Source organism: Aeromonas intestinalis, assembly GCF_054052485.1.
Genome location: NZ_JBSTYK010000020.1, coordinates 1 through 25,708, shown reverse-complemented (window position 1 = coordinate 25,708; position 25,708 = coordinate 1). Strand labels below are relative to the sequence as shown.

The following is a 25,708-nucleotide window of genomic DNA, read 5'->3' as shown; positions in this document are numbered from 1 at the left end:
TTTTCTATGTGTTGGGTCCGAAGCCTCTGATATCAGGGGCGGGTCTGCTCCTGGGCGAAGAAGTCCCGTCGCCACTGACCGAGAACCGCCTCCCTGTGCTGCTGCCAGTGCGCTGAATCCATGCTTCCCTGGCTTGCCGCCAACTGCTGCTCCAGTTCGGCCAACTGCTGCTGATAGCGGCCGCGCTGATCCAGCTGCTGCTGGCGCGCTCTGGCAAAGTCGAGACTGGCTTCGACCCGTTCGGCGGGCAGGAAGTGGCGGCTAACCGTTTCCAGCTCCTCATCCCCCCACAGTTGGCGCGCCTGCAGCAATCGGGCGTCCGGGTTGAACAGCTCGGAAGCCAAATCTGGGTACTGCGCCGCCCACTCGTCCTGCAGTTGGGTCAGGGCAGCCAGGCGCTCGCTCAGGGTCATCTGCTCGCTCTCGCTGGCCAACTGTTCCAGCGCCTGGGCATAGCGGCCCTGCAATAAGGTCAGGCTCTCTCCCTCCTCCAGCCACTGCGCCTCCACGCTTTCCAGATTCTCCAGCCGCGCGTCCAGCGGCTGGTTGCTCTCCTGGATGTCACTGGCGAGCCGCTCCTCGGCCTCCTCTGGCAGGGCCCGCCAGCTGGGGGCGGGGGCTTGGGCGGGTGTCTGGCTGCTTGTGAGCACCGATGATGGTGCATCTGTCGAGATGGACCTGGAGGGCGCAGACAGCGCTGGCTGCGGGCGGAGGCTACCCTGACTGGCCTCGGTATCCGCTGAGGCCGTCGGCGCCTCCTGCCAGACGAGATTGAGCACCACCATAGGTACTGTGGCCAAGGCCAGAACCCAGTAGCGCCGTTTCATCGGACAATTTCCCCCTTGACCGGGAAGTGATCCGAAAGGTTGCTGGCGGGCCAAATACTGGCGTCGCTGGTGCGCGGGATCCAGACGCTGTTGAGGTTATGACTCACGGCGCCGTACTCCCGGCTCACCACCAGATAGTCCAGGTACTCGACGTTGGCACCACCGGAGAGGGGCCCACCGGCGTAAGGATTGAGTCTGGGGTCGAAAGTCGCCTCGGTATAGCCGCCGTAGGCGGGCTCATGGGCATTGAGATTGGCCAGCATATTGGCGTAGTCATCGGCGAACTTGCGTTTGTTGACATTGAAGTCGCCGCCGTAGATGACGGTATCCGTGGCCGGGATCGCGAGGCTGGCGGCCAGGGCGCGAATTTGCCCGAACTGGATCTGGCGCAGCCTGCGCGCCTCGTCGGTATCGAAGCTGGCGGTGTGGGTGGCGAACAGGTGCCAGGCCTTGCCCCCCTTGATCACCTCGGCGTACATCACCCCCTTGTCGGCGAAGCAGTCGGTACCGGTGCACTGGGGATAGACCAGCTGGGCTTCGCGCACTATGGGGTAGCGGCTGACGATCACCACGCCGCCGTCGTGGATGTTGACCCCCGGCTTGTCGAGCACCTTGGTCTGATAGGGATATTCCCTGGCGAGCGCCTGCAGGAAGCCTTCGCGGCGGCCGTCAAATACTTCCTGCAGCAGCAGGGCGTCGTAACCCTTGAGATGGTCGGGTAGCAGGGCCAGCCGCTCGCCGATGCTGGAGGCGATGACCGGCAGGGCCCAGACGTTGTAGCTGGCGACCTTCAGCGCGTTTTCCGCCGGTTCGGGTTGTTCCACCTGCGTGGGCGGGGTCAGCATGTAGTGCAGATCGTCGTAGCGGCCGGTGAACTTGGCGGCGAAGGCCAGCTCCTGCGGCCCCGCGAGGCGATGAATGGCGCGATCGCTCTGCCAGCCGGAGGCGCCGGTGGGGGTTTCGCCGCCGTGTTGCAGCGTGGTGTTCCACCAGGTGCCCTCCATTCGCTGGTTGAGGCGATAGGTGTCACCGCTGGCGGTGGTGACGCGGGTCTCGAACAAGTAGTCCTTGCCCGCTTTCACTCCCTCGTAGCGATTGAAGCTGAGCACCATGGCGCTCTCCCAGGGGCCGAGCTCGGTTCGATGCTGCGTCCACTGGCTGCCTTGCTGCAACTGGCCGCTGCCGCTCTGGCGGATCTCCAGTTGCAGGGGCTCGGGGCCGTTGTTGGTGAGGTAGACATCGGTATCGGCCAGGGCCTGCAATGGCAGGGAAGCGGCGAAGATCAGGGCGGTGTATCGGGGGAGCAGGTGCATTATCTAAGTCCTTTTTGGTCGCGGCACGGTGGAAAGTGACTGTTATGGCGGGCACAGGGGTCATTTCATTTACATTTTTGTTACAAACAAATGAAAGGCCCCATATGGGGAGCATCAGCCAAAAAGGATTGATCTCGGGAGAGAGGGGGCGCGGCGGATACGCGCCCCGGACGATGAGCTAGTCGTGGAACTGGTTGATCAGGCGTGAGAGGTTTTGCAGCCGCTCTACCAGGAGAGTGATGCCGTCCAGCGCCTGTCGGCCGTTGTCGGCGGTGAGGTTGGCGAGCTGGTGGATCTGCTGGATCCCCTGATCCAGGGTGCTGGTGACGTCCGCCTGCTGACTGACGGCCTGGGCTATCTCGTCACTGGTGTGGGTGACCTGGGTCAGCATCCGGTTGATCTGGTTGAGCACCTCGGCGGTGTCTCCCATCTGCTGCTGGCACAGAGCCGAGGTCCGGGCCCCCTGGCTCATGCCGTCTGACAACTGCTGTGTGCTCTGCTGCAGCGCCCCTATCATGTCGCTGATCTCGCCGGTGGAGCTGCGGGTCTTCTGGGCCAGGGCCCGGATCTCGTCGGCCACCACCGCAAAGCCGCGCCCCTGTTCGCCTGCCCGGGCCGCCTCGATGGCGGCGTTGAGGGAGAGCAGGTTGGTCTGATCCGCGATCTGGCCTATCACTTCCAGGATCCCGCTGATCTTCTGACTGTCCTGGGTCAGGCGGGCCAGCACGCTCTGGCTGGCATCCAGCTCCTGATGCAGCCGGTTGACCGAGGAAGTGGTGGTGGCGATGGCTTGTTGCCCACTGACGGAGACCTGTTGCACCTCGCTCACCAGGGCATTGGCCTGATGGGCGTTGCCGGCCACATCGCGGATCGACTGGCTCATCTGGGTGATGGCGGCGGCCAGCTGCTCGCTCTGGGCCCGCTGTTGTTGCAAATGGGTATCTATGGTCTGGATATGACCCCTGTCATCCTCGGCGGCCTGCAGGATCTGCTGGTTGGTGTCGACGCTGCGCCCCACCACGGCCCGAAGCTCCGCCTTCTTCATGCGCAGCAGCAGCTCGAGGGCTCCCAGGCTGTCTCGTCGCCGGCTGTAGAGCACCTGGCAGAGCGGGGTGCCGAGCTCTTGCCCTGCGCTGGCGAGAAGTCGCTGCAGCCGCTGTTGCCAATGCCAACCGTGGATCATCTGGCCGAGCAGGCAGAGCAGGGCTATCACCCCCCAGGCGGGCTGGTTCGTGGTGAGCGCGAGGCCGAATGCCAGCAAGGCGATGCCTGACAGGCAGAGGGTGAGGGGGCCGGGTTCCAGCCTGAGGCGGCTCGACCAGGGCAGGGGCTTGCCCGTCCGGACGCGGGCGTAGAGGCGCTCCGCCCAGTCGATATCCTGCTCATTGGGGCGAGTGCGCACCGACTGGTATTCGATGATCTGCCGCTGGTCGTCGAGTATGGGGGTGACATAGGCGTTGACCCAGTAGAACTGGCCGCTCTTGGCGCGGTTCTTGACCAGCCCCATCCAGCTCTTGCCCTGCTGCAGTCTGCGCCACATGTCGGCGAAGGCGGCCTTGGGCATGTCGGGGTGGCGTACCAGGTTGTGGGGCAGCCCTTCCATCTCGCTGGCGCTGTAGCCCGCTACATCGCAAAAATGCTGGTTGGCATAGGTGATGTGACTGGCGGGGTCGGTCGTGGAGATCAGGGATATCTGATCGGGAAAGCGGATCTCGCCCTTCCGTTGGGTTGTGGTCATGTGCGCGTCCTGATTTGAGCCAAGTAACTGATAAAATTGTTTTTATTCTTGTTTCTTATACAGGCTTCATTGTAGGGACGGCTCAAGGGGTCATCTTGGCTTAGGTCAATAATTCAACACTATGACGCATAAAAAAGAGCAGTTGAAAGGTGCATTCAAGGGCCTATCGACCGGCTCTGAAATCGTGGATCTCCCCGCTTCTCGGTTTGAAGCTGGGATCCCGCGTCTTGTCCGCCTCGACCCAGGCCATGGCCTGGCAGAAGCTCTCCTCCTTGGCGTATTCAGTGCGAACCTGATCGATGGCCCGTTCGGCGTTGCGCCGCACCATCTTGCTGGCCTTGCGATCGCTGAACGCCTGCTGCTGGCTCAACATCCAGTCGGTGAAGGCCTGTTGGCATTCGGTTTCGGTGGCGGCTTGGACGGGCAGGGTAGACAACAGCAGGGTCAGGAGCAAAGGGCGCATATACAGAGAGATTCAACGGCTAGGGTCGGCAGAAAGGCAGCATTCTATGTCGATAAAGGCCATAGGAACAGGGTATGCGTGAGGCCAGCCAGGCTGGCCCCGCGCATTCAGCATGGTCTAGTGCTTGATCAGATAGAGCTGGCGACTGTAGGCCACGTCTTCCGGGTTGTTGATGGGATAACCCTTGAGCCAGGGCTTGATGAGACGGGCGTTGGTGTACTGGTAGATGGGGGCGATCGGCGCCTCATCCTGCAGTATGGTTTCGGCCTCATCGAACAGGCGGGCCCGCTCATCGGCATTCTGGCTTTTGGCCGCCTGCGCCAGCAGGGCATCGTAGCGGGCGTTGGCGAAGCGGGCCATGTTGCCGCTGTGCTGGCTGCCCCAGAGGCCGAGGAAGGCGGAAGGATCGTTGTAATCCGCGACCCAGGAGGAGCGGATCACCTCGAACTGGCCGCTCTGGCGACTGTCGAGATAGGTCTTCCACTCCTGGTTGGTGAGTTCGACGCGGGCCCCCAGCTTCTGTTTCCACAGGTTGGCGATGGCCAGCGCCATCTTCTTGTGGATCTCGGCGGTGTTGTAGAGCAGGGTCAGCTTGAGGGGCTTGTCCGGGCCATAACCCGCCTCCTTGAGCAGGGCTCTCGCCCGCTCATCCAGCGCCTGCTGGCTGCTGGTGGAGAGCAGGTTCGGCTTGGGTTCAAAATCGGCGGTCACGTCCGGGGTGAAGTGATAGGCAGGCTTTTCCCCCGTGCCCAGCACCTTGTCGGCGATGAGGCCGCGGTCGATGGTGTAGGAGAGCGCCTTGCGCACCCGCACATCGTCCAGCGGCGCGCGCCGGGTGTTGAAGGCGTAGTAGTAGGTGCCGAGCTGCTCCGGGGTATAGACCTCCCCGGGGATCTGCTTCATCAGCTTCTGGTACTGCTCCTTGGGGAAGGACTCCGTGATGTGCAGATCCCCTGCCAGGTAGCGGCTGGTGGCGGCGCTCTCCTGATTGATGGGGACGAAGGTGACCCGGGTCAGCACAGTGTGTGCCCTGTCCCAGTAGTAGGGGTTGGGGGTCAGTTCCAGCCGCTCGTTCACCACCCGGTGGCTCAGCACGAAGGCGCCGTTGCCCACCAGCTTGCCGGGCTGGGTCCACTGGTTGCCGTATTGCTCCATGCTGGCCTGATGCAGGGGGGAGAGGCTGGGGTGGGTCAGCAGGCTCAGGAAATAGGGCACCGGCTGGGAGAGGCTCACCTGCAGGGTGTGATCGTCCAGGGCCCTGACCCCGAGCTCGCTCGGCGCGGCCTTGCCCGCCACTATCTCGTCCACCTTCTCAAAGTGGGCGAGCTGGGCGAACCAGGCGAAGGTGGCCGCCTCCTTGGGATCCACCAGCTTGCGCCAGCCGTAGACGAAGTCGGCGGCGCGCACGGGATCGCCGTTTGACCAGCGGGCATCCGGCCGCAGGTGGAATGTAAACTTTTGATTGCCCTCGTTATCCCAGCGCAATGCCACCCCGGGTTGTACCTTGCCATCCGGTCCCTGGGTCAACAATCCCTCGTAGAGATCCCGCAGCACCTGCAGCTCAGGCAGGCCGACCAGTTTGAGGGGGCTCAGGCTGGTGGGCTCGTCTTTCAGGTGACGGACGACCGCCTGTTCGGCGGCAAGTTGGGTTCCGGGTGGCACATCAGCAGCCTGCACGCAGGCGCAACCCAGCAGGGCCAGCAGGGGGCTCCATCCTTTCATGACGAATCCTTCAAATAGTGTGAAGCGGGGAGAAACTCGGCGAGAAAAATTCGCCGGCAGATGGGGAATCATGATATCCCCTTTGCTGGTCAGACCGCCAGCGTGAGTCCCGGGATTGCCGGACCGTGCTACCTTGTTTAGCCCGAGCCTTTCGCCCGACAGAGGAGTGTGCGATGAGAATATGGATGTTGTTGGCCTGTGCCCTGAGTCAGAGTGCCTGGGCGCTGGCCCCCTGCGAGCGCACCAGCGCGGTGGGGAGCTGGTGTGAGCTGAGCATTGCCCAGTTGCACCCGACCCAGGGCGGAGTGGGGCAGCTGCAGGTCGATGCGACGGCGCGGGAGCTGGCGGACAAGAGCCCGGAACAGCTCGACAAGTTGATGAAAAAGAAAGAGATCCCCGTGGTCATCGCCCCCGATGGCGGCTACTGGCTGGTGGACAGGCACCACCTGACCAAGGCGCTGTGGCAGCAGGGGGTGAAGCAGGCCAGGGTCAAGGTGATCGCCAGGCTCAAGGACAAGAGCAGCTTCTGGAGCCAGATGCAGAACAACCACTGGGCCTGGCTGAAGGATGAAAAGGGCCAGCCCCTGACCCCCCAGCAGTTGCCCGAGCACATCGGCGATCTGCCGGATTATCCCTATCGCACCCTCGCGGGTCAGCTGCAGGATGCTGGCTACTTCAGCAAGAAGGGGCGGGTCTACTTTGTCGAGTTCGCCTGGGCCAGCTGGCTCGGCCAGCAGATGGACTGGTTGCCGGTCAACGACGCCAATCTGGCGGATCGTCTCTCCCAGGCCAAGCGACTCGCCTGCAGCAGCAAGGCGAGGGAGTTGCCCGGCTATCCCGGCAAACAGTGTCGCGTCAATCAATCCAAAAGTGCGGGCTGAACCCGGTGTGGGCCCCGCAGGTAGCGGTATAGGGTGGATCCTGCACAAACGCTCTGGTTGATATTTATTCTCAATTAGCCATGATACAGCTTCCACTCATGTCGGCAGAGGAGAGGAAGATGATGAATGACAACTGGCAACGCTACATGCTGGAGGCGGAAAACGCCCTGGACATGGGGGCGCTCGGCACGGCGATCTGTCTCTACCAGCAGGCGCTGGGAGAGGTGTATGAACTGGATGCGGACGATCTCAGCGCCGATGCGCTGGATGAACTCGCCAGCATGCGGGTCGCCACCTGCCATCGCCTCGCCGACTTCTGGCGCGCCATGGAGGAGCCAGCCTACGAGCTGCGCTACCTCAAGCTCGCCTCGGAACTGGTCACTGCCCTGGTGCCCCAGTGTCCGAACCGGGAGTGCGAATCTCTCATCAGCGAGCTGGGTTGCTGCCGCGCCGCCCTGCTCTCCTTCCTGAAGCGCCACCCCAACCCCGAGATAGCCAAACTGATCCAGGTGCAGGACAGGGTACAGGGCTGCGAGCTGATCGGCCGCTTCCGCCTAAACTAACTGTCAGTCCCGTCGCCCCAGCTTGCGGGCGATACGGCTCTGGGCCTCTTCTCCCTGCAGGGCCTGGGAGAAGGCGCGCGCCTCCATGTCGATGACGAAATGCACCGCTTGCCTGAGCTCCTGCTTGAGCAGGGCCTTGCTCTTTTGCAGCGCCTTCGGCGGCTTGGCCGCGAGTCTCAATCCGGTTTCCCGCGCAAAGCCGAGCAACTCATCGGCCGCCACCACCCGGTTGGCGAGTCCGAGCCGCAGCGCCTCGCCCGCATCCATGGCCTCTGCCAGCAACAACAGCTCTGCCGCCTTCAGGTGGCCGACGGCCCGGGGCAGCAGCAGGCTGGAGGCGAACTCCGGTACCAGTCCCAGCTCGACGAAGGGCAGTTGCAAGCGCGCGTTGTCGGCCAGATAGACCAGATCGCAGTGCAGCAGCAGAGTGGTGCCGATACCGACGGCCGGGCCCGCGACGGCAGCGATGACCGGCTTGGGGAAATCGGCGAAGGCGTGGAGGAACTGCAGGATGGGATCGTCTGCTTCCAGCGTGGTTTTACCCATGAAGTCGGCGAGATCGTTGCCGGCGGTGAAACAGGTCGCCTGACCCTGCAGCACCACCACATGCACGTGCTCATCCTGGCTCGCCTGTTGCAGCGCGGCGGTGAGGGCCTGGTACATCCCGGTGTCGAGGGCATTGCGTTTGTCGGGTCGGTTGAGGGTCAGGGTGAGCAAGCCATCCTGCTGCTCGACCAGAATTGTGGGGGCCATGTCTGAATCCTTGTCATCTGAGGCTGTCAAAAGCGTGCCACGGGGGTAAGCTTTGCGTCGTTTGACAACATCATAAAAGGATTCAAACCATGTTTAAACGTGCGTTTTACTCCATGCTGACCCTGCTGTTGGCGAGCCCGGCCCTGGCCAAGGTCGAGGCCATCGATGGTTATGTGCGTCTGCTGCCCCCGGGATCCCCCAATACGGCTGCGTTCATGGTGCTCAAGAATGACGGCGACAAGCCGGTGACCCTGACCACCGTCAGCTCTCCCGGCGCGGCGAGGGCCGAGCTGCACACCCATCTGCACGAGAACGGGGTGATGAGGATGCGCCGGGTGGATGGCATCCAGATCCCCGCGAGGGGAGAGGTGGCGCTCAAACCCGGCAGCTTCCACGTCATGTTGTTCGAGGTGCGAGAACTCGCCCGGGACACCCCCTTCCCGCTGACCCTGAGCTTGGACGATGGTCAGACCCTCAGCCTGAGCCTGCCGGTGAAGCCGGTCGAGCCGATGAAAGGCATGCAGCACTGACATTAATGGACGCTGGTTCAGCTTTTTGCTCTAGGTATTCCTTGCGCGCTGGGTAAAATGATGGCCTTTCCAGTCCATAAGGGAGTTATACGATGAAGAAGACCTTGATTGCCGGCAGCCTGCTTGCCCTGTTCAGCCACGCCGCCATGGCCGCCGATGACTGGCGTTTCGCAGCCGGTGCCGATGTGTGGAACGCACAAGGCAGCGGTCAGATCGATGGCGTCGGGGCCGATGGCAGCTATGACGATGACTACAACTGGAACGGCTACCTGCAGCTGGAGCACGGGATCTGGTTCTTGCCCAATGCCAAGTTCGAGATGTCCGACCTCAGCAGCAGCGGTGGTGCCTTCGACAACGAGCTGCAGGCCTATGATCTGACCCTCTACTATCGCCTGATGAACAACGATCTGTTCCAGCTCGATCTGGGTCTGACCGGTCGTCGCTACGACGGTGACTTCAATACCCAGCACTACTCCTATGACAAGGATGTGCTGATGGCCTACACCGGCGGCGAGATCCGCATTCCGGGGACCGGCTTTGCGGCCTTCGGCGATCTGCGTGTGCAGGATGCGGACAACTATGACTACCGTCTGGGCGGCTCCTACAAGTTCGCCTCCGTGCCGCTCAAGCTGCGCGCCGGCTGGCGTGAAGTGGACATGGACTTCGACCGTGTCGACCAGAAAGTCGATGGCTGGTTCATCGGCGGCGAATTCACGTTCTAATCCGAGTATCCAGACCTGATCCGGGAGGAATGATGGGCCACATCATAGTGACTGGCGCGGGCTCCGGCCTTGGACGCGCACTGACAATCGGACTGGTAGCGCGCGGCCACCGGGTTGCCATGATGGGGCGCCGCTACCACAAGTTGCAGGAGCAGGAACAGCTGCTCGGCAAGGCCGTGGTCGGCATCGCCGCCGATCTCGCTCACCACGAGGAGGTGGAGATGGCCTTCTCCGCCGCCGTGGCCTGGGGGGGATTGCCGGAGCTGGTGATCCACTGCGCCGGGGTGGGGGAGTTCGGCCCGGTCGGGGTCTACACCGCAGAGCAGGTGCGCCGGGTGGTGGAGAGCAATCTCGTCTCCACTATCCTGGTGGCCCAGCAGACGGTGCGCCTGATCGGCGAGAAGGGGGGCGTGCTGGCCAATGTGCTCTCCTCTGCGGCCCAGAGCGGCAAGGCCAACGAGAGCCTCTACTGCGCCTCCAAGTGGGGCATGCGGGGCTTTCTGGAATCCCTGCGGGCCGAGCTCAAGGGCTCGCCCCTGCGACTGGTGAACCTCTACCCGAGCGGGATCAAGAGCGAGTTCTGGGACAACTCGGAACACGTGGATCCGAGCCGTTTCATGACGCCGGAGGATGCTGCCGCCTACATGCTGGATGCCCTCGAGGCGCGCAGCAGCTGCCATGTGACGGATCTCTTCATTGGACGCAACGACTGAACATCAGAGTCCTGGCAGCATCAACCACTGCCAAAGTGACAAAAAGCGCGCCAATTGGCGCGCTTTTTTATTCGCAGGCAGTGTTGGCTCCTTCTGGCCGTCTGTGCGCCGGGTCTCGATGGGCATTAAAGACGGGTCAATTGGATGTCGGCATGGATGAGGGGGGAGGCATGTCGGCACAGATCATGTCCGGGTCGCATATTCCCGCAGGAAGGATGCCATCGCCTGTTTTGGCTTCTTGCCCAGGGTCAGCAGCAATGCAAAATCCGGGTCGATAATGCCATGTCGACATTCCAGCTCTTCCAACAAGGCAAGCCAGAGGTGAGCCGTTACCTCGGCATCCGCCAGGGCGCGGTGAAATATCCCGTCATTGGGCAGGCGCTTGTATTGCACCAGGGTGCCCAGCTTGTGATCCGGCGCATCGGGAAACAGCCGCCTCGACAGCAGCAGGGAGCAGGCAAATTGCCCGCGATATCGCGCCGGCAGCCGCTCGACTTCCGCATCCAGGAAGCGCTTGTCGAAGGAGGCGTTGTGGGCGACCAGATTGTCATCCCCGATAAAGTCGACGAAATCCGCCATCACCTCGTTGCAGGGGGGAGCCTGTTTCAGCATGGCGTTGCTGATCCCGGTGTATTGCTCGATGAAGCTGCTGACGTTGAAGCCCGGATTCATCAGCGCCGAGAAACGTTCGCTGATATGGCCATCCTTGATCCTGACGGCGCCGATCTCGATGGCTCTGTCCCCCTGTCTGGGTGAGAGCCCTGTGGTCTCGAAGTCGAGCACGACAACGGTATTGGCTGAGGCGATGGGCATAGCTTCTCGGGTACGCTGGGTAAAGAGCGCCAGTCTAGGAAATCAGCCGCGCCCTGTACAGCGCGATATCCCTTGGCAGCAGCATTGCATTGTGGTGGGTCATGGAGGAGAGATGCCACATGTAAAAAGCCCCGAGTGCCGTGGCACTCGGGGCTTTCTTATGATTTGCGGAAGGCTGCGTGGGTGCTATCAGCGACCCAGCTTGCCCTTGAGCTGGGCGATGATGTCGCCAATGGCCACTTCCTGCTTCTCACCGGTGCGGCGGCACTTGTATTCCACCACGCCGTTGTCCAGACCGCGATCGCCGATGACGATGGCGTGGGGAACCCCCAGCAGCTCCATGTCGGCGAACATCACGCCCGGGCGCTCCTTGCGGTCATCGAACAGCACGTCCACACCGGCGGCTTTGAGCTCGGCGTAGAACTGCTCGGCCTGCTCGGCAACGCGTTCGGACTTGTGCATGTTCATCGGCACGATGGCCACTTCGAACGGGGCGATGGCTTCCGGCCAGATGATGCCGTACTGGTCATTGTTCTGCTCGATGGCGGCGGCCACCAGGCGGGAGACCCCGATACCGTAGCAACCCATCTCCATGGTGACGGACTTGCCGCCCTCGTTCAGCACGCTGGCCTTCATGGCTTCGGAGTACTTGGTACCGAGCTGGAAGATGTGGCCCACTTCGATGCCGCGCTTGAGCAAGAGCTTGCCCTGGCCGCAGGGGCTGGAATCGCCTTCTACCACGTTGCGCAGGTCAGCGACTTCGTAAGAGGCGATGTCGCGATCCCAGTTGGCGCCGGTCAGGTGGAAGCCGGTGTCGTTGGCACCGCAGACGAAGTCCGCCAGGTGGGCAGCGCTGCGATCGGCGATGATGCGACCGGCGAAGCCGACCGGGCCGATGGAACCTGCATCACAACCGGCGGCAGCCTTGATCTGCTCGTCGCTTGCGAAGGTGAGCGGGTTGGCGACACCCGGCAGCTTCTCGGCCTTGATCTCGTTCAGTTCGTGATCGCCGCGCAGCACCAGGGCGATGACCGCCTGCTTGCCGTGCTCGTCCGCTTCACCCAGTACCAGCAGGGTCTTGGCGATGGTGGCCGGGGCCACATTCAGGAAGGCGGCAACATCAATGATGGTGTGCACGCCCGGGGTGGCGACCTTGGTCAGGGCTGCGGTGGCAGCGGCACGCTCACCGGCCGGGGCCAGGGCTTCGGCCATCTCGATGTTGGCGGCGTAGTCGGAGCTGTCGGAGAAGGCGATCAGGTCTTCACCGCTCTCGGCCAGCACCTGGAATTCGTGGGAGCCGGTGCCGCCGATGGAGCCGGTATCGGCCTGCACCGGACGGAAGTTCAGACCCATGCGGGTGAAAGCGGCGCAGTAGGCAGCGTGCATCTTCTCGTAGGTGTCGATCAGGGATTCCTTGCTGATGTGGAAGGAGTAGGCATCCTTCATCAGGAATTCCCGGCCGCGCATCACGCCGAAACGGGGACGTACTTCGTCGCGGAACTTGGTCTGGATCTGGTAGAGGTTGAGTGGCAGCTGCTTGTAGCTGTTCACTTCGTAGCGGATCAGGGCGGTGATCACCTCTTCGTGGGTCGGGCCCAGCACGAAGGGACGGTTGTGACGGTCGGTCAGACGGCACAGCTCGGGACCATAGTCGTCCCAGCGGCCGGACTCCTGCCACAGCTCGGCGGGTTGGACCACCGGCATGGACACTTCGATGGCACCCGCTCTGTTCATCTCCTCGCGAACGATGTTCTCGATCTTCTTCAGGACCCGCAGGCCGGACGGCAGCCAGGCGTACATGCCGGAGGCCAGTTTGCGGATCATGCCGGCGCGCAGCATCAGCTGATGGCTGACGACTTCCGCATCGGAGGGAGTTTCCTTGAGAGTGGAGAGCAGATATTGGCTGGTACGCATCGCGGTAGACCTTAGCTAGTTCGGGCCCGGAGCCCTGGAAAATTTCAAGTGCGGAATTTTAACAGGCCGAGGCGCGCGGCCCAAGGGCTAAATTCAGTGCGCCGAGGAATGGGGAAGGGGCATGTCGGGCAGGGAGGGGGGCCGGTTGGCAGGCGCTTTGCCCGGCGATTCACCACAGGCCTATGCTGGATACTTATCCAGTTATTCTTTATGCTATGGCCCAATTCATACAGTGTCTGCGTGGCGAGGAAGAGAACATGATCGGTCGCTTGAGAGGCGTCATCATCGAGAAGCAGCCCCCCGAGGTGTTGCTGGAGGTTGGCGGTGTGGGCTATGAGGTGCACATGCCCATGAGCTGCTTCTATGATCTGCCGGATCTCGGCAAGGAAGCGGTCATTCACACCCACTTTGTGGTGCGGGAAGACGCCCAGCTGCTCTATGGCTTCAACCACAAGCAGGAGCGGGCGCTGTTTCGCGAGCTGATCAAGACCAACGGGGTCGGCCCCAAGCTGGCGCTGGCCATTCTTTCCGGCATGACCGCCACCCAGTTCGTGATGAGCGTCGAGCGTGAAGAGATAAGCTCCCTGGTCAAGTTGCCGGGGGTGGGCAAGAAGACCGCCGAGCGTCTGGTTGTGGAGATGAAGGATCGCCTCAAGGGCTGGGTCAGCCACGATCTCTTCTCCCCCGCCGCCATCAGCCTGCCCGAGAAAGAGAGTGTCCTGCGGGCGCCGGATGCCAGCGAAGAGGCCGCCAGTGCCCTGGTGGCACTCGGCTACAAGCCCCAGCAGGCGAGCCAGATCGTTGCCAAGGTGGCGGCCGATGGCATGTCGGTCGAGGCGATCATCCGTGAATCCCTGCGCAGTCTGGTGTAGGGATGGCGATATCTAAGACAGAGCCTGTGGCCATGGCGATACAGCCAGGTGAGGTAGTACATGATTGAAGCGGATCGTCTGATATCGGCGGGGGAATCCCGCGAGGATGCGGTCATCGACCGGGCCATCCGTCCCAAGAAGCTGGCGGATTATACCGGTCAGGATCACGTCTGCGGCCAGATGGAGATCTTCATCGAGGCGGCCCGCCAGCGGGGAGAAGCCCTGGATCACCTGCTGATCTTCGGCCCCCCCGGCCTTGGCAAGACCACCCTCGCGAACATCGTGGCCAACGAGATGGAGGTCAACATCAAGACCACCTCGGGCCCGGTGCTGGAGAAGGCCGGCGATCTGGCGGCCCTGCTCACCAACCTCGAGCCCCACGACGTGCTCTTCATCGACGAGATCCACCGTCTCAGCCCCGTGGTGGAGGAAGTACTCTACCCGGCCATGGAGGATTATCAGCTCGACATCATGATCGGGGAGGGCCCTGCCGCCCGCTCCATCAAGCTGGATCTCCCCCCCTTCACCCTGATCGGCGCCACCACCCGGGCCGGTTCCCTGACCAGCCCGCTGCGGGATCGGTTCGGTATCGTCCAGCGTCTCGAGTTCTACAACGTCAAGGATCTCACCGACATCGTCGCCCGCAGCGCCCGCTGCCTCGGACTGGAGATGTCGGACGACGGGGCGCTGGAGGTGGCGAGACGCTCCCGCGGTACCCCGCGTATTGCTAACCGTTTGTTAAGACGGGTGCGGGATTTCGCCCAGGTGAAATCCGATGGCCGGATTGATGGACCCATAGCGGCCCGCGCCATGGACATGCTGGACGTGGATAACGAAGGTTTCGACTTCATGGACCGCAAGCTATTGTTGGCCGTCATCGACAAGTTTATGGGAGGGCCTGTGGGCCTCGACAACCTGGCGGCCGCCATCGGGGAAGAGAAGGACACCATCGAGGATGTGCTGGAACCCTATCTCATTCAGCAGGGTTATCTGCAGCGGACCCCAAGGGGGAGGCTGGCGACAGCAAGAGCGTATGCTCACTTCGGCCTGCAGCGGCCGCCGGAAGCATAGAAATATCTGATTGAACAAAAAACCGCCTCCAGGGGCGGTTTTTTACTATTCTGACAAAATTCCCGAGGCCAAAAAAAAGCCCACGGCAGATGCGGTGGGCAAAGACAATTCAGGATGGATGTTCACAGACAGTGAGAGCGTCTGCAGACCGGTCAGGAAAACACGGAGGAGCCGTCGCGAGGCCTCAGAGTCGGTTCATTTGATAGAGCTGAACGAACGAAAGCTTGTAGTAACGAATGGTCTTGGCAACAAACTTTTTCATCATTAATCCCAACAAACAGGTTCGAAATGTTCATCGAATACGTACCGGGAACCCAGTATGACCGGCCTGTATCCAGAGGTATGCCCTCACTGCGAGGCGCATTGTAGGAGCACTCGACAAGCCGGACAAACAAGAAAATTTGCCACATTCGGATTAGATTAACTAATCAAATATGCGGGCGGTAAAATAAGCATAAACATGTGTTTTTACTGGTTTTAAATTGCAATCGAGATCACCTATTCAGTATGGAAAATACAAGATTCACCATAGTGGTTCTATTATTTATTTAACAGAATTGAAACTATTTCCCGGTGCGTTAAAATTGATTTAAATCAAAGATTTACGAGTCTCATCTTTTTGTGATTCAGCTCCCATAATTAAGGGTTTCGCACCGATAAGTTGCCTTGAAAAGGCATGTATAGGTGATGGTTTTACATTGATTTCAATCAAATAAAGGTGATATAAAACAGCGGTCATTATAGGCGGGAATAGAATCGCTGTTATTGTTTACCAGATGTTAAACATTAGCTTTTTTTGTTCTTGTATATTGCCTTGTTGTTAATGTGGTTGCAGTCGAATCCGGTCATCGTTCTTGGTATGGCCGATCATTCGGGGCCTTCCAATGGAAGCTTTGTCCTTAAAACTTAAAATAGCCGTGCCAATAATCGGTGAGGAAACATCATGATTGCTGAGCATGTGGTAGACCTATCGCGGTTCCAATTTGCTGCGACGGCCCTTTATCACTTCCTGTTTGTACCCTTGACGCTGGGGATGGCCTTCATCCTGGCGATCATGGAGTCTGTCTATGTGATGACCAACAACACTGTCTACCGGGACATGACCAAGTTCTGGGGCAAGTTGTTCGGGATCAACTTCGCCCTCGGGGTGACCACAGGGCTGACCATGGAGTTCCAATTCGGAACCAACTGGGCCTACTACTCTCACTATGTCGGCGATATCTTCGGGGCTCCCCTGGCCATCGAAGGGCTGATGGCCTTCTTCCTGGAGTCCACCTTCGTCGGTATGTTCTTCTTCGGTTGGGATCGCCTCAGCAAGCGCCAGCACCTGGCCGCGACCTGGCTGATGGCCCTCGGGACCAACCTCTCCGCCCTCTGGATCCTGGTCGCCAACGGCTGGATGCAGAACCCGGTCGGTGCCGAGTTCAACTTCGAATCCATGCGCATGGAGATGGTGAGCTTCGCCGAGCTGGTGTTCAACCCGGTTGCCCAGGTCAAGTTCGTCCACACGGTAGCGGCGGGCTATACCACGGGCGCCATGTTCGTGCTGGGTATCTCCTCCTACTACCTGCTCAAGAATCGTGATGTGGCTTTCGCCCGTCGTTCCTTCGCCATCGCGGCCGCGTTCGGCATGGCCTCCATCGTTTCCGTACTGATCCTGGGTGATGAGTCCGGCTACGAGACCGGTGAAGTGCAGAAGGTGAAACTGGCGGCCATCGAAGCCGAGTGGAACACCGAGCCGGCGCCAGCCTCCTTCACCCTGTTCGGCATTCCGAACCAGGAAGAGATGCGCACCGACTACGCCATCAAGATCCCCTATGCCCTGGGCATCATCGCGACCCGTTCCCTGGACGGTCAGGTAACCGGCCTCAAGGATCTGAAGAGCGAGCACGAGCTGCGTGTGCGCAACGGCATGGTCGCCTATGACCTGCTGACCAAGCTGCAATCCGGTGACAAGTCCGACGATACCCGCGCCCGTTTCGACGAGGTGAAGCAGGATCTGGGCTACGGTCTGCTGCTCAAGCGCTACACCCCGAACGTGACCGATGCGACCGACGCCCAGATCAAGTCCGCCGTGGATGACTCCATCCCGCAGGTGGCACCGCTGTTCTTCGCGTTCCGCATCATGGTGGCCTGCGGCATCGTCATGCTGCTGCTGATCGGCATCGCCTTCTACGACAGCACCCGCCACAAGATCGGCGAGCGCAAGTGGCTGCTCAAGGCGCTGCTGTACGGGATCCCGCTGCCCTGGATCGCCATCGAATGTGGCTGGTTCGTCGCGGAATATGGTCGCCAGCCCTGGACCATCGCCGAGATGCTGCCAACCTCCGTTTCCGCCTCCAATCTCCCGGCATCGGAGATCTGGTTCTCCCTCATCGGGATCTGCCTGTTCTACACAGTGCTGCTCGTCATCGAGATGTACCTGATGTTCAAGTACGCACGTCTGGGCCCGAGCAGTCTGAAAACGGGCAAGTACCACTTCGAACAGAGCAAGGCTTAAGGAGAAGATCCCATGTTTGATTACGAAGTATTGCGTCTGGTCTGGTGGGTTCTGGTCGGCGTGCTGCTGATTGGCTTCGCCATCACCGACGGTTTCGATATGGGGGTCGGTGCCCTGCTGCCCTTCGTTGGCAAGAAGGATGTTGAGCGTCGGGTGATGCTCAACACCATGGGCCCGCACTGGGAAGGCAACCAGGTATGGCTGGTGACCGCCGGTGGTGCCCTGTTTGCGGCCTGGCCCATGGTCTATGCGGCAGCCTTCTCCGGCTTCTACATTGCCATGATCCTGACCCTGATGGCCCTCTTCCTGCGCCCGGTCGGCTTCAAGTACCGCTCCCTGCGGGAAGATGCCAAGTGGCGCAACAACTGGGACTGGGGGCTGTTCGTCGGTAGCGCCGTACCGCCCGTCATCTTCGGGGTCGCCTTCGGCAACCTGCTGCAGGGTGTACCGTTCAGTTTCAACCAGTTCCTGATGTTGACCTATCACGGCAACTTCTTCGGCCTGCTCAACCCGTTCGGCCTGCTGGCCGGTCTGGTGAGCCTGTGCATGATCATCACTCAGGGTGCCACCTGGCTGATGATGAAGACCGAAGGGGAAGTGCTGGCCCGTTCCAGCACCGCCGCCATGATCTTCTCCCTGCTGACCCTGGTGCTGTTCGCGCTGGCCGGTGTCTGGGTGAGCGGCATGGACGGTTATGTGGTCGTTGGTACCATGGCGACCGATGCCGTCACCAACCCGCTTCACAAGGAAGTGGTGGTGCAGGCCGGTGCCTGGATGAACAACTACAACCTCTATCCCTGGATGATCGCGGCGCCCGTGCTGGGTCTGGCGATGAGCCTGCTGACCGCGGGCGCGGCCAAGCTGGGTAAAGGTTGGCTGGCGTTCCTCTGCTCTTCCCTGGCTATCGCAGGCATCATTCTGACGGCGGGCTTCTCCATGTTCCCGTTCCTGATGCCGTCCAGCCTTGAGCCTTCCCAGAGTCTGACCATGTGGGATGCCACCGCTTCCTTCAACACCCTCAAGGTGATGACGGTCGTGGCAGTCATCTTCGTCCCGACTGTGCTGGCGTATACCCTCTGGACCTACATCAAGATGTTTGGCCGGGTGAGCAACAAGCACATCGAAGACAACCAACAATCGCTCTACTAAGAAGGTGCCCTGATATGTGGTATTTCACCTGGATCCTGGGTCTGTTGCTGGCCTGTGCCTTTGGCGTCATCAACGCGCTCTGGCTGGAGCACACTGAGAACATGGATCGCAAGATTGATGAAAACAAGTGATCGCCTCGCCCGGTTGGCGGCTCCCCTGGAGCGCCAACCCTGGCAAGGGGTGATGTTGGTGGCGGCGACCCTGCTCGCCGTCGCCATCTTGCAGGCTCCCAACCTGATTGCGGCCAACACCAGCGAGCACGGGCTCTTGCTCGCCCCCTGGCTGATGTGGGCGGTCAGTTGTGGCGTGATGCATGGCCTGGGGTTCCATCCCCGCAGCCTCGTCGGTCGGTTGCTGTTTTGCCCCTGGCTCGCTTTGCCCACGCTGTTGTATGGGCTCTGGCTAACCCAGGGATATTTCCTGTCGTAAAAAGGAAGGGAGGCAGAGCGTTATCTGCCTCCCTTCTGCTTTTACCGCGCCTGTCGGCGATGCCCTGTAGCCTCATGTCATCTTGCGGTTCATCTGGGCACGACCATCCCTTGGTCGTTGGCGAGACAAGTCGACCTTCCCCGGCACTTCATACTGGTTATCTCGTATTCGAAGGCGACTTCATTCCGCTGTGTTTTCCAATGCCAGTGACTTCTCTTGGCATGGATCTAGCCTGAAATATTTCCTGCCATAAAAAATAGTGGAGGATGGGATTTCCCTGTCTCCCCCTGCTTCTTTCCTATTCAGCCCTGCGCTATGATAGCCCCCCATCTGACTGTCGAATGGATCACAGATTTTTATGGGGGAAGTCTCTGAGTTTCCGGTGCGTGTCTACTACGAGGACACGGACGCTGGAGGCATCGTCTACAACGCCAATTATCTCAAGTTCATGGAGCGGGCCCGTACCGAATTCCTGCGTGCCGGCGGCATCGAGCAGGACGTCCTGCTGCAGGCCGGGCTTGCCTTCGTGGTGAGTCGGACCGAGATCGATTTTCGCGCCGCAGCCCGCTTCAATGAACTACTGACCGTATTGACGCAAGTGACTGAAGTGAAACGCGCATCCATGCGTTTTTCACAACGGATCCTGGCGGCTGATGGACGACTGATCACCCAGGCCATGGTACAGATAGCCTGTGTCAGTCATCCGCAAATGAAACCTGTCGCAATACCTGAAAATATCAAGGGAGTGCTGTTAAGTGCACGCTGAAATTTCGTTTATTGGCCTGTTCTGGCAAGCCAGTCTGTTGGTCAAACTGGTCATGATGACCCTGATGGGCATGTCGGTCGTCTCCTGGGCGCTGATCATCCAGCGTTCCAAGGCCATCAAGGCGGCCAATCAGGCCTCCGAGCAGTTTGAGGACAGATTCTGGTCCGGGGTCGATCTCAACCGTCTCTATCAGGAGTCCTCCTCCCGCCGCGATGACATCGAAGGCATGGAAGACATCTTCTACTCCGGCTTCAAGGAGTATGCCCGTCTGCTCAAGGCCGGTGCCCGTGGCCAGGATGCGGTGATGGACGGTACCTATCGTGCCATGCGGGTCTCTTTGTCCCGCGCGGTGGACGATCTGGAGTCCAACCTGCCGGTACTGGCGACCATCGGCTCCATCAGCCCCTACATCGGTCTGTTCGGTACCGTCTGGGGGATCATGAACGCCTTTATCGCCCTGGGTCAGGTTCAGCAGGCCACCCTGCAGATGGTCGCACCGGGCATCGCGGAGGCATTGATCGCCACCGCCATGGGTCTGTTTGCGGCCATCCCGGCGGTCATCTTCTACAACCGCTTCACCAACAAGGTGGAACGACTGGAAAACGCCTACGCCAACTTCATGGACGAGTTCACGACTATCCTGAACCGCCAAATTGCACAGCAGGGTGAGAAGTAAATGCAAACCTATCAGCGGATCCGACGCAAGAAGGTCGCCGAGATCAACGTGGTGCCCTACATCGACGTCATGCTGGTGTTGCTCATCATCTTCATGGCGGTGACGCCGGTGATCACCCAGGGGGTCAAGGTTGACTTGCCCCAGGCGGAATCCGAGCAGTTGCCCGAGGATGCCAAGCCCCCCTTCATCGTCAGCGTGAACACCGAAGGGGAGTACGTCATCAAGGCGGGTGAAGCGGACGACGAGCCGGTGCCGAGCGGCACGCCCGAGGCGATGCAGCAATACATCACCGAGAAGGCCATGGGGTATCTCGCGATCAACCAGAACGCCCCCGTGGTGGTGGCCGGTGACAAGTCCGTGCGCTACGAAGAGGTGATCCTGTTGATGGTCGCCCTCAAGAAAGCCGGTGTGCCTCAGGTTGGCCTGATGACGGATCCGGTGAACTGACGGAGATGGATGTGAAGCGTGGTATTTCCGGTTATCTCGTCGCGTCGCTGCTGCTGCATCTGATCATCGGCATCATACTGCTGGTCGGTATCGACTTCAGCAAGCCCAAGCGCCCCGAGTCAAAGGGACAGATCGTCAACGCGGTGATGCTGGACAGCGACTTCCTGGAACAACAGGCACAGCAGATCCAGCAGCAGAAGCAGGCACAGCCCAAAGCGGTCCAGCAGCAAAAGGAAAAGGACAAGGAAGACGCCGATCAGGCCAAACGCGAGTTGGCGCAGGAGCAAGAGCGTCTGCGCATCGCCGAGACCAAGCGCAAGGAAGCCGAAGAGGCGACCCGCAAGGCCGAGATCGAGAAGCAGAAGAAGGTCGCCGAGCAGAAGCAGGCGGAAGAGAAGGCTCAAAAGGCCGAGGAAGCCCGCAAGCAGGCGGCCGACAAGGCCAAGGCGGAAGCCAAGCGTCAGGAAGAAGAGCTGGCCAAGGCGCTGGCGCTGAAGAAAAAGAAAGAAGAACTGGAGAAGAAGCAGGCCGACGAGAAAGCCAAGGCGGACGCGGCCAAGAAGGCGGAGGCCGACAAGAAGGCCAAGGCCGAGGCAGAGAAGAAAGCCAAGGCGGAGGCCGACAAGAAAGCCGCAGATGAAGCCGCCAAGAAGGCAAAAGCTGACGCAGAGAAGAAGGCGAAGGCAGAAGCCGACAAGAAGGCCAAGATAGAGGCTGAGCGCAAGCGCAAGGCGGCGGAAGAAGCCAAGTTGCAAAAAGAGATGGAAGCCATGATGGAGCAGCAACTGGCCGCTGAGGCCAATGCGCGCAGTCAGGCTGCATCTGCTGCCGCCAAGGGGGAAGTGGACAAGTACGCCGCGCTCATCAAGGCCACGGTGGAGCGCTACATGATCCTGGATCCCACCATGCGGGGCAAAACCTGTACTATCGGTGTCAAATTGGCCAGTACCGGTTTCGTCATCTCGGTGGACAATGGTCAGGGTGACCCGGCTGTCTGCCGCTCCGGCAAGGCGGCGGTGCTGAAGGCGAATCAACTGCCAGTGCCGAAGGATCCTGCGGCGTTCGAGATGTTGAAGGAGTTTAACCTCAAGTTAGAACCAAGCATCTAAGCGTGATACAACTGAGTAACAGATTGTGATTGGCAGCTTCTGCTGATAAAGGATTTTCACCTCTCATTTTTTTGGAACAGAGTATTTAAGCCATGATAAGAAAAGTGTTTTTTGCTTTGGTTGGCTGCCTTCTGCTGGGCCAGAGCGCTCAGGCGGCCCTGGACATCGTCATCACCGGCGGTATCGACAGCGCACGTCCCATCGCCATCGCTCCCTTCAAGTGGGAAGGTAATGGTCAACTGCCCCAGGACATCGCCGAGGTGGTGTCCAACGACCTGATGCGCAGCGGCAAGTTCAAGCCCCTGGCCCGTGGCCAGATGCCGCAGACCCCGAGCACCAGCGGCGAGATCAACTTCGCACCCTGGGCCTCCCAGGGAGTGGAGGCCGTGGTGGTGGGTACTGTCTCTGCGGTGGGGGATGGCTCCTACAAGATCAACTTCGAGCTGGTCGACGTGCTGAAGGGCCAGCTGGCCAAGACCCAGGGCGGAGAGGCCAACGGCTATATCCTGGATAGCCGCATGGCGACCATCCCGGGTGCCCAGATGCGTCAATTCGCCCATCGCATCTCCGACATCGTCTATGAGCGTCTGACCGGTGAACGTGGCGCCTTCCTGACCCGTCTGGCCTATGTGTCGGTGGAGCAGGGCACCCAGTTCCCGTACCAGTTGCGGATCTCCGATTACGATGGCTACAACGAGAAGACTCTGCTGCGCTCCCGCGAGCCGCTGATGTCTCCGGCCTGGTCACCGGATGGCAGCAAGCTGGCCTATGTCAGCTTCGAGAACCAGAAGTCCGAGATCTATGTGCAGGATATCTACAGCCAGCAGCGCAGCCTGATCACCAGTTTCCGCGGCATCAACGGGGCTCCTGAGTGGTCTCCGGATGGTCGTCGATTGGCTATCGTTTTGTCCAAAGATGGTCAGCCGGATATCTATGTTGTTGATGTTGCTAGCAAGCAACTCACTCGAGTCACAAATAACCGTACCATCGACACCGAACCCTCCTGGATGCCGGATGGTCAAACTTTGCTGTTCACCTCTGAACGTGGTGGCAAACCCCAGATTTATAGCGTAAATTTGGCGACTGGTGTCACTCGCCGGATGACCTGGGAAGGAGATTCCAACCAAGGTGCATCCATCACCCCGGACGGCAAGTCCATGGTGATGGTGACCCGGGTTCAGGGACAATATCGCATCGCTCGCCAGGATATGGAAAATGGAGCCATGTTGGTGTTGACCCAGAGTGCTCTGGATGAGTCGCCAAGTGTGGCTCCCAATGGCAGCATGATCATTTATGCCACCATCTATCAAGGTCGCAAGAGTCTGGCTTTGGTGTCGACCGACGGTCGCTTCAAGGCAGTGCTTCCGACCAATAGCGGTGAAATTCGTGCACCAGCTTGGTCGCCCTTCTTGAATTGATAAAAAAATCGATTGTTTTTTGTTTTGTTATAAAGGTTTAAGGAAATAGCATGCAACTCAATAAACTGCTCAAGGGTCTGGCCATCGCACTGCCACTGTTCACCCTGGCTGCCTGTAGTTCTTCCTCTGACTCCGACGCCGCTGGTGCCGAGTCTGGCATGACCGACGGCATGGGCGGTGTACAAACCGGTGGCGCCAACGGCATGTTGTCCCCGGAAGAACAGATGCGTCAAAAGTTCGAAGCGCTGCAGCGCGACAACGTGATCTACTTCCCGTATGACGGTTACGACATTCAGGGTCAGTACGCCGACCTGCTGGATGCCCACGCCAGCTACCTGCGTGAGCGCCCGAGCGTCAAGGTTCTGATCGAAGGCCACGCCGATGAGCGCGGCACGCCGGAATACAACATCGCCCTGGGCGAGCGTCGTGCCAAGGCTGTTGCCAAGTACATGCAAACCCTGGGTGTTCAGGCCGAGCAGCTCTCCATCGTCAGCTATGGCGAAGAGAAGCCGCTGGATCTGTCCCACACCGAAGAAGCCTTTGCCAAAAACCGCCGCGCGGTCCTGGTTTACTAAGGTTTGAAGTGAACAAAATTCGTGTATAAGCTAACGGCCATCTTGATGGCCGTTTTATTTACATCGAATGTGCCGATTTGATCCGAATGAAATTTATGTATCAGCAAGCGACTGCCGTGATGGCCGCTCTGCTTGCACCCAACGCTAAGGTTTGATCCGAATGAAATCTGTGTACAAGCTAACGCCGATCGTGTTGACCATGCTGGTCGCATTGAACGCCCAGGCGGCCGCGCCGGTGAGCGATCTCAGCGGTGACAGTGGCAGCAGTGTCGCGCTCAGCGGCAACAATGGTGCCATCGTGCCAACAGGCAGTCTGGAAGACAGGGTTGCCTTGCTGGAGCGAACCCTCAACGCCCGCCTGCGTCTGCAGGCCGATCTGCAGCAACAGGTGGATTCCCTGCAAGGGGAGGTTTCCGAGCTGCGTGGTCAGCTGGAACAGCAAACCTACCAGATGGAACAGTCCCAGGAGCGCCAGCGTCAGCTCTATCAGGAGCTCGACAAGGTAGCAAACAGCCAGCCAGCCGCCACACCAGCGGCACCGGCAGCCGCTGCCACACCCGCCGCCGCAGCCAACTACTCGACCAATCAGAGCGAGAACCAGGCCTATGACGCCGCGGTGAACATGGTGCTCAAGGAGAAGAACTACGACAAGGCCATTCCCGCCTTCGAGGGCTTCATCAAGCAGTTCCCGAACTCCAGCTATGTACCCAATGCCCATTACTGGCTTGGCCAGCTGATGTTCAACAAGGGGGACAGAACCGGCGCCGCCGCCCAGTTCACCACGGTCGCGACCAAGTACAGCAAGTCACCCAAGCGGGCCGATGCCTTGCTCAAGCTCGGCATGCTGGCGCAGCTCGATGGCAAGAAGGCGGAAGCCAAAAACTTCTATGAGCAGGTGATCAAGGGATATCCGAACACCTCGCCGGCCCAGCTTGCCAAGCAGAGTCTGAGCAAGCTGTAACATTGCCGTAGGTCACTGTTTTCGTAACACTCTTGTAAACAGTGCCCGGCTTTGTATGCACAGTGAGCAAACAGATTTAATTTGAGAATTTTCTATTGCGCCAGGATGATAAATCCGTAATATAGGCCGCCGTCAGAGCCGGTGCAGCAGTGCACTCGAATCTGGTCGTGGTGAGGGTCGTTAGCTCAGTCGGTAGAGCAGTTGACTTTTAATCAATTGGTCGCTGGTTCGAATCCAGCACGACCCACCATTTCTTCACTTCAAGGTGAAGACAGTATTCCCAGGTCGTTTAGCTCAGCTGGGAGAGCACCTCCCTTACAAGGAGGGGGTCACTGGTTCGAGCCCAGTAACGACCACCATGTTTTGCACTGCCCGCCACATGCGGTTGGTGACAGGTTCAAGATGGGTCGTTAGCTCAGTCGGTAGAGCAGTTGACTCTTAATCAATTGGTCGTAGGTTCGATCCCTACACGACCCACCATCTTGACCACCGAGTTCCCAGGTCGTTTAGCTCAGCTGGGAGAGCACCTCCCTTACAAGGAGGGGGTCACTGGTTCGAGCCCAGTAACGACCACCATGCTTTAAAAATGATTACGATGGGTCGTTAGCTCAGTCGGTAGAGCAGTTGACTTTTAATCAATTGGTCGCTGGTTCGAATCCAGCACGACCCACCATCATTTCACTGTTTCCCAGGTCGTTTAGCTCAGCTGGGAGAGCACCTCCCTTACAAGGAGGGGGTCACTGGTTCGAGCCCAGTAACGACCACCATGCTTTAAAAATGATT

The 25,708-nt window shown here is 59.9% G+C and carries 26 protein-coding genes and 6 tRNA genes; 24 read left to right on the top strand and 8 right to left on the bottom strand.

What is annotated here, in order from left to right; genetic code table 11:
- Window positions 1-32 precede the first annotated feature (32 nt).
- The 5 genes from ACW5W7_RS19395 to ACW5W7_RS19375 form a co-directional block, all read right to left on the bottom strand.
- On the bottom strand, window positions 33-827 hold the full coding sequence (locus tag ACW5W7_RS19395) for a hypothetical protein (protein WP_456502755.1): 795 nt from the start codon (window positions 825-827) through the stop codon (window positions 33-35).
- Window positions 824-2,140: a sphingomyelin phosphodiesterase gene (locus ACW5W7_RS19390; RefSeq protein WP_456502754.1), complete on the bottom strand. Its 1,317-nt coding sequence runs from the start codon at window positions 2,138-2,140 to the stop codon at window positions 824-826. The genes ACW5W7_RS19395 and ACW5W7_RS19390 overlap by 4 nt, the downstream gene beginning before the upstream one ends.
- A gap of 178 nt (window positions 2,141-2,318) precedes the next feature.
- Window positions 2,319-3,878 (bottom strand): methyl-accepting chemotaxis protein, encoded by a 1,560-nt coding sequence (locus ACW5W7_RS19385; protein ID WP_456502753.1) that lies wholly within the window; start codon window positions 3,876-3,878, stop codon window positions 2,319-2,321.
- A gap of 163 nt (window positions 3,879-4,041) precedes the next feature.
- The gene (locus ACW5W7_RS19380; protein ID WP_456502752.1) at window positions 4,042-4,341 is read right to left on the bottom strand and encodes a hypothetical protein; all 300 of its coding nucleotides are present in this window, start codon (window positions 4,339-4,341) and stop codon (window positions 4,042-4,044) included.
- Window positions 4,342-4,458: 117 nt separating this feature from the next.
- A complete protein-coding gene (locus ACW5W7_RS19375; RefSeq protein ID WP_456502751.1) occupies window positions 4,459-6,063 on the bottom strand; it encodes a peptide ABC transporter substrate-binding protein in 1,605 nt (534 codons plus the stop codon).
- Between the two features lie 173 nt (window positions 6,064-6,236).
- Between ACW5W7_RS19375 and ACW5W7_RS19370 the strand changes: the two genes are divergently transcribed.
- Both ACW5W7_RS19370 and ACW5W7_RS19365 read left to right on the top strand, forming a co-directional pair.
- Window positions 6,237-6,944: a ParB-like protein gene (locus ACW5W7_RS19370; RefSeq protein WP_349919547.1), complete on the top strand. Its 708-nt coding sequence runs from the start codon at window positions 6,237-6,239 to the stop codon at window positions 6,942-6,944.
- Window positions 6,945-7,063: 119 nt separating this feature from the next.
- Window positions 7,064-7,507, top strand: coding sequence for a DUF2753 family protein (locus ACW5W7_RS19365; RefSeq protein ID WP_434668504.1), 444 nt, complete (start codon window positions 7,064-7,066; stop codon window positions 7,505-7,507).
- A 3-nt stretch (window positions 7,508-7,510) separates the two neighbouring features.
- On the opposite strand, the gene ACW5W7_RS19360 is transcribed toward ACW5W7_RS19365, so the two are convergent.
- A complete protein-coding gene (locus ACW5W7_RS19360) occupies window positions 7,511-8,260 on the bottom strand; it encodes an enoyl-CoA hydratase-related protein (RefSeq protein WP_456502750.1) in 750 nt (249 codons plus the stop codon).
- An 89-nt stretch (window positions 8,261-8,349) separates the two neighbouring features.
- Here ACW5W7_RS19360 and ACW5W7_RS19355 point away from each other — a divergent pair, with 89 nt between their 5' ends.
- From ACW5W7_RS19355 to ACW5W7_RS19345, 3 genes are all read left to right on the top strand, one after another.
- Complete coding sequence (locus ACW5W7_RS19355) at window positions 8,350-8,790, top strand: copper chaperone PCu(A)C (RefSeq protein ID WP_349919544.1); 441 nt, start codon at window positions 8,350-8,352, stop codon at window positions 8,788-8,790.
- Window positions 8,791-8,882: 92 nt separating this feature from the next.
- Entirely contained in the window at window positions 8,883-9,512 is a 630-nt protein-coding gene (locus ACW5W7_RS19350; RefSeq protein WP_349919542.1) for a TIGR04219 family outer membrane beta-barrel protein, read from the top strand.
- A gap of 32 nt (window positions 9,513-9,544) precedes the next feature.
- On the top strand, window positions 9,545-10,225 hold the full coding sequence (locus ACW5W7_RS19345) for an SDR family NAD(P)-dependent oxidoreductase (RefSeq protein WP_434664102.1): 681 nt from the start codon (window positions 9,545-9,547) through the stop codon (window positions 10,223-10,225).
- A gap of 183 nt (window positions 10,226-10,408) precedes the next feature.
- Here ACW5W7_RS19345 and ACW5W7_RS19340 read toward each other — a convergent pair whose 3' ends face one another.
- Both ACW5W7_RS19340 and ACW5W7_RS19335 read right to left on the bottom strand, forming a co-directional pair.
- A complete protein-coding gene (locus ACW5W7_RS19340) occupies window positions 10,409-11,038 on the bottom strand; it encodes a 3'-5' exonuclease (protein ID WP_456502749.1) in 630 nt (209 codons plus the stop codon).
- A gap of 189 nt (window positions 11,039-11,227) precedes the next feature.
- Window positions 11,228-12,952 carry a proline--tRNA ligase gene (locus ACW5W7_RS19335; protein WP_456502748.1) on the bottom strand — a complete coding sequence of 575 codons (1,725 nt, stop codon included), beginning with the start codon at window positions 12,950-12,952 and terminating at the stop codon, window positions 11,228-11,230.
- Between the two features lie 257 nt (window positions 12,953-13,209).
- Between ACW5W7_RS19335 and ruvA the strand changes: the two genes are divergently transcribed.
- From ruvA to ACW5W7_RS19240, 19 genes are all read left to right on the top strand, one after another.
- Entirely contained in the window at window positions 13,210-13,824 is a 615-nt protein-coding gene (ruvA, locus tag ACW5W7_RS19330; RefSeq protein ID WP_434664094.1) for a Holliday junction branch migration protein RuvA, read from the top strand.
- 60 nt (window positions 13,825-13,884) lie between these two features.
- The gene (gene ruvB / locus ACW5W7_RS19325; protein WP_349919537.1) at window positions 13,885-14,895 is read left to right on the top strand and encodes a Holliday junction branch migration DNA helicase RuvB; all 1,011 of its coding nucleotides are present in this window, start codon (window positions 13,885-13,887) and stop codon (window positions 14,893-14,895) included.
- Between the two features lie 943 nt (window positions 14,896-15,838).
- A complete protein-coding gene (cydA, locus tag ACW5W7_RS19320; protein WP_434664090.1) occupies window positions 15,839-17,395 on the top strand; it encodes a cytochrome ubiquinol oxidase subunit I in 1,557 nt (518 codons plus the stop codon).
- 12 nt (window positions 17,396-17,407) lie between these two features.
- The gene (gene cydB / locus ACW5W7_RS19315) at window positions 17,408-18,544 is read left to right on the top strand and encodes a cytochrome d ubiquinol oxidase subunit II (protein ID WP_434664087.1); all 1,137 of its coding nucleotides are present in this window, start codon (window positions 17,408-17,410) and stop codon (window positions 18,542-18,544) included.
- Between the two features lie 14 nt (window positions 18,545-18,558).
- Window positions 18,559-18,675, top strand: a complete 117-nt coding sequence (cydX, locus tag ACW5W7_RS19310) for a cytochrome bd-I oxidase subunit CydX (RefSeq protein ID WP_100859361.1) — start codon at window positions 18,559-18,561, stop codon at window positions 18,673-18,675.
- Window positions 18,662-18,973, top strand: a complete 312-nt coding sequence (locus ACW5W7_RS19305; RefSeq protein ID WP_456502747.1) for a cyd operon YbgE family protein — start codon at window positions 18,662-18,664, stop codon at window positions 18,971-18,973. Before cydX ends, ACW5W7_RS19305 begins: the two co-directional genes overlap by 14 nt.
- Before the next feature lie 358 nt (window positions 18,974-19,331).
- Entirely contained in the window at window positions 19,332-19,739 is a 408-nt protein-coding gene (gene ybgC, locus ACW5W7_RS19300) for a tol-pal system-associated acyl-CoA thioesterase (protein WP_349919530.1), read from the top strand.
- A complete protein-coding gene (gene tolQ / locus ACW5W7_RS19295) occupies window positions 19,729-20,415 on the top strand; it encodes a protein TolQ (protein ID WP_349919529.1) in 687 nt (228 codons plus the stop codon). The genes ybgC and tolQ overlap by 11 nt, the downstream gene beginning before the upstream one ends.
- Window positions 20,416-20,862: a protein TolR gene (tolR, locus tag ACW5W7_RS19290; protein WP_005331545.1), complete on the top strand. Its 447-nt coding sequence runs from the start codon at window positions 20,416-20,418 to the stop codon at window positions 20,860-20,862.
- Between the two features lie 5 nt (window positions 20,863-20,867).
- Window positions 20,868-21,971 carry a cell envelope integrity protein TolA gene (gene tolA / locus ACW5W7_RS19285; protein WP_456502746.1) on the top strand — a complete coding sequence of 368 codons (1,104 nt, stop codon included), beginning with the start codon at window positions 20,868-20,870 and terminating at the stop codon, window positions 21,969-21,971.
- 92 nt (window positions 21,972-22,063) lie between these two features.
- Window positions 22,064-23,389 (top strand): Tol-Pal system beta propeller repeat protein TolB, encoded by a 1,326-nt coding sequence (tolB, locus tag ACW5W7_RS19280; RefSeq protein ID WP_349919526.1) that lies wholly within the window; start codon window positions 22,064-22,066, stop codon window positions 23,387-23,389.
- Window positions 23,390-23,439: 50 nt separating this feature from the next.
- Window positions 23,440-23,964: a peptidoglycan-associated lipoprotein Pal gene (gene pal, locus ACW5W7_RS19275; protein ID WP_100859355.1), complete on the top strand. Its 525-nt coding sequence runs from the start codon at window positions 23,440-23,442 to the stop codon at window positions 23,962-23,964.
- 160 nt (window positions 23,965-24,124) lie between these two features.
- Entirely contained in the window at window positions 24,125-24,925 is an 801-nt protein-coding gene (gene ybgF / locus ACW5W7_RS19270) for a tol-pal system protein YbgF (protein ID WP_456502745.1), read from the top strand.
- Window positions 24,926-25,099: 174 nt separating this feature from the next.
- Window positions 25,100-25,175 (top strand) — tRNA-Lys (locus ACW5W7_RS19265).
- Between the two features lie 33 nt (window positions 25,176-25,208).
- Window positions 25,209-25,284: transfer RNA gene (locus ACW5W7_RS19260), tRNA-Val, on the top strand.
- 45 nt (window positions 25,285-25,329) lie between these two features.
- Window positions 25,330-25,405: transfer RNA gene (locus ACW5W7_RS19255), tRNA-Lys, on the top strand.
- 20 nt (window positions 25,406-25,425) lie between these two features.
- Window positions 25,426-25,501, top strand: a tRNA-Val gene (locus ACW5W7_RS19250).
- A gap of 21 nt (window positions 25,502-25,522) precedes the next feature.
- A tRNA-Lys gene (locus ACW5W7_RS19245) sits at window positions 25,523-25,598 on the top strand.
- A gap of 18 nt (window positions 25,599-25,616) precedes the next feature.
- Window positions 25,617-25,692 (top strand) — tRNA-Val (locus tag ACW5W7_RS19240).
- Window positions 25,693-25,708: the final 16 nt, after the last annotated feature.

What these genes read in the sequence shown, in the direction of transcription:
- ACW5W7_RS19395 (WP_456502755.1), bottom strand. Translation starts at nt 827, where the DNA reads ATGAAACGGCGCTACTGGGTTCTGGCCTTGGCCACAGTACCTATGGTG.
- ACW5W7_RS19390 (WP_456502754.1), bottom strand. Translation starts at nt 2,140, where the DNA reads ATGCACCTGCTCCCCCGATACACCGCCCTGATCTTCGCCGCTTCCCTG.
- ACW5W7_RS19385 (WP_456502753.1), bottom strand. Translation starts at nt 3,878, where the DNA reads ATGACCACAACCCAACGGAAGGGCGAGATCCGCTTTCCCGATCAGATA.
- ACW5W7_RS19380 (WP_456502752.1), bottom strand. Translation starts at nt 4,341, where the DNA reads ATGCGCCCTTTGCTCCTGACCCTGCTGTTGTCTACCCTGCCCGTCCAA.
- ACW5W7_RS19375 (WP_456502751.1), bottom strand. Translation starts at nt 6,063, where the DNA reads ATGAAAGGATGGAGCCCCCTGCTGGCCCTGCTGGGTTGCGCCTGCGTG.
- ACW5W7_RS19370 (WP_349919547.1), top strand. Translation starts at nt 6,237, where the DNA reads ATGAGAATATGGATGTTGTTGGCCTGTGCCCTGAGTCAGAGTGCCTGG.
- ACW5W7_RS19365 (WP_434668504.1), top strand. Translation starts at nt 7,064, where the DNA reads ATGATGAATGACAACTGGCAACGCTACATGCTGGAGGCGGAAAACGCC.
- ACW5W7_RS19360 (WP_456502750.1), bottom strand. Translation starts at nt 8,260, where the DNA reads ATGGCCCCCACAATTCTGGTCGAGCAGCAGGATGGCTTGCTCACCCTG.
- ACW5W7_RS19355 (WP_349919544.1), top strand. Translation starts at nt 8,350, where the DNA reads ATGTTTAAACGTGCGTTTTACTCCATGCTGACCCTGCTGTTGGCGAGC.
- ACW5W7_RS19350 (WP_349919542.1), top strand. Translation starts at nt 8,883, where the DNA reads ATGAAGAAGACCTTGATTGCCGGCAGCCTGCTTGCCCTGTTCAGCCAC.
- ACW5W7_RS19345 (WP_434664102.1), top strand. Translation starts at nt 9,545, where the DNA reads ATGGGCCACATCATAGTGACTGGCGCGGGCTCCGGCCTTGGACGCGCA.
- ACW5W7_RS19340 (WP_456502749.1), bottom strand. Translation starts at nt 11,038, where the DNA reads ATGCCCATCGCCTCAGCCAATACCGTTGTCGTGCTCGACTTCGAGACC.
- ACW5W7_RS19335 (WP_456502748.1), bottom strand. Translation starts at nt 12,952, where the DNA reads ATGCGTACCAGCCAATATCTGCTCTCCACTCTCAAGGAAACTCCCTCC.
- ruvA (WP_434664094.1), top strand. Translation starts at nt 13,210, where the DNA reads ATGATCGGTCGCTTGAGAGGCGTCATCATCGAGAAGCAGCCCCCCGAG.
- ruvB (WP_349919537.1), top strand. Translation starts at nt 13,885, where the DNA reads ATGATTGAAGCGGATCGTCTGATATCGGCGGGGGAATCCCGCGAGGAT.
- cydA (WP_434664090.1), top strand. Translation starts at nt 15,839, where the DNA reads ATGATTGCTGAGCATGTGGTAGACCTATCGCGGTTCCAATTTGCTGCG.
- cydB (WP_434664087.1), top strand. Translation starts at nt 17,408, where the DNA reads ATGTTTGATTACGAAGTATTGCGTCTGGTCTGGTGGGTTCTGGTCGGC.
- cydX (WP_100859361.1), top strand. Translation starts at nt 18,559, where the DNA reads ATGTGGTATTTCACCTGGATCCTGGGTCTGTTGCTGGCCTGTGCCTTT.
- ACW5W7_RS19305 (WP_456502747.1), top strand. Translation starts at nt 18,662, where the DNA reads ATGAAAACAAGTGATCGCCTCGCCCGGTTGGCGGCTCCCCTGGAGCGC.
- ybgC (WP_349919530.1), top strand. Translation starts at nt 19,332, where the DNA reads ATGGGGGAAGTCTCTGAGTTTCCGGTGCGTGTCTACTACGAGGACACG.
- tolR (WP_005331545.1), top strand. Translation starts at nt 20,416, where the DNA reads ATGCAAACCTATCAGCGGATCCGACGCAAGAAGGTCGCCGAGATCAAC.
- tolA (WP_456502746.1), top strand. Translation starts at nt 20,868, where the DNA reads ATGGATGTGAAGCGTGGTATTTCCGGTTATCTCGTCGCGTCGCTGCTG.
- tolB (WP_349919526.1), top strand. Translation starts at nt 22,064, where the DNA reads ATGATAAGAAAAGTGTTTTTTGCTTTGGTTGGCTGCCTTCTGCTGGGC.
- pal (WP_100859355.1), top strand. Translation starts at nt 23,440, where the DNA reads ATGCAACTCAATAAACTGCTCAAGGGTCTGGCCATCGCACTGCCACTG.
- ybgF (WP_456502745.1), top strand. Translation starts at nt 24,125, where the DNA reads ATGAAATCTGTGTACAAGCTAACGCCGATCGTGTTGACCATGCTGGTC.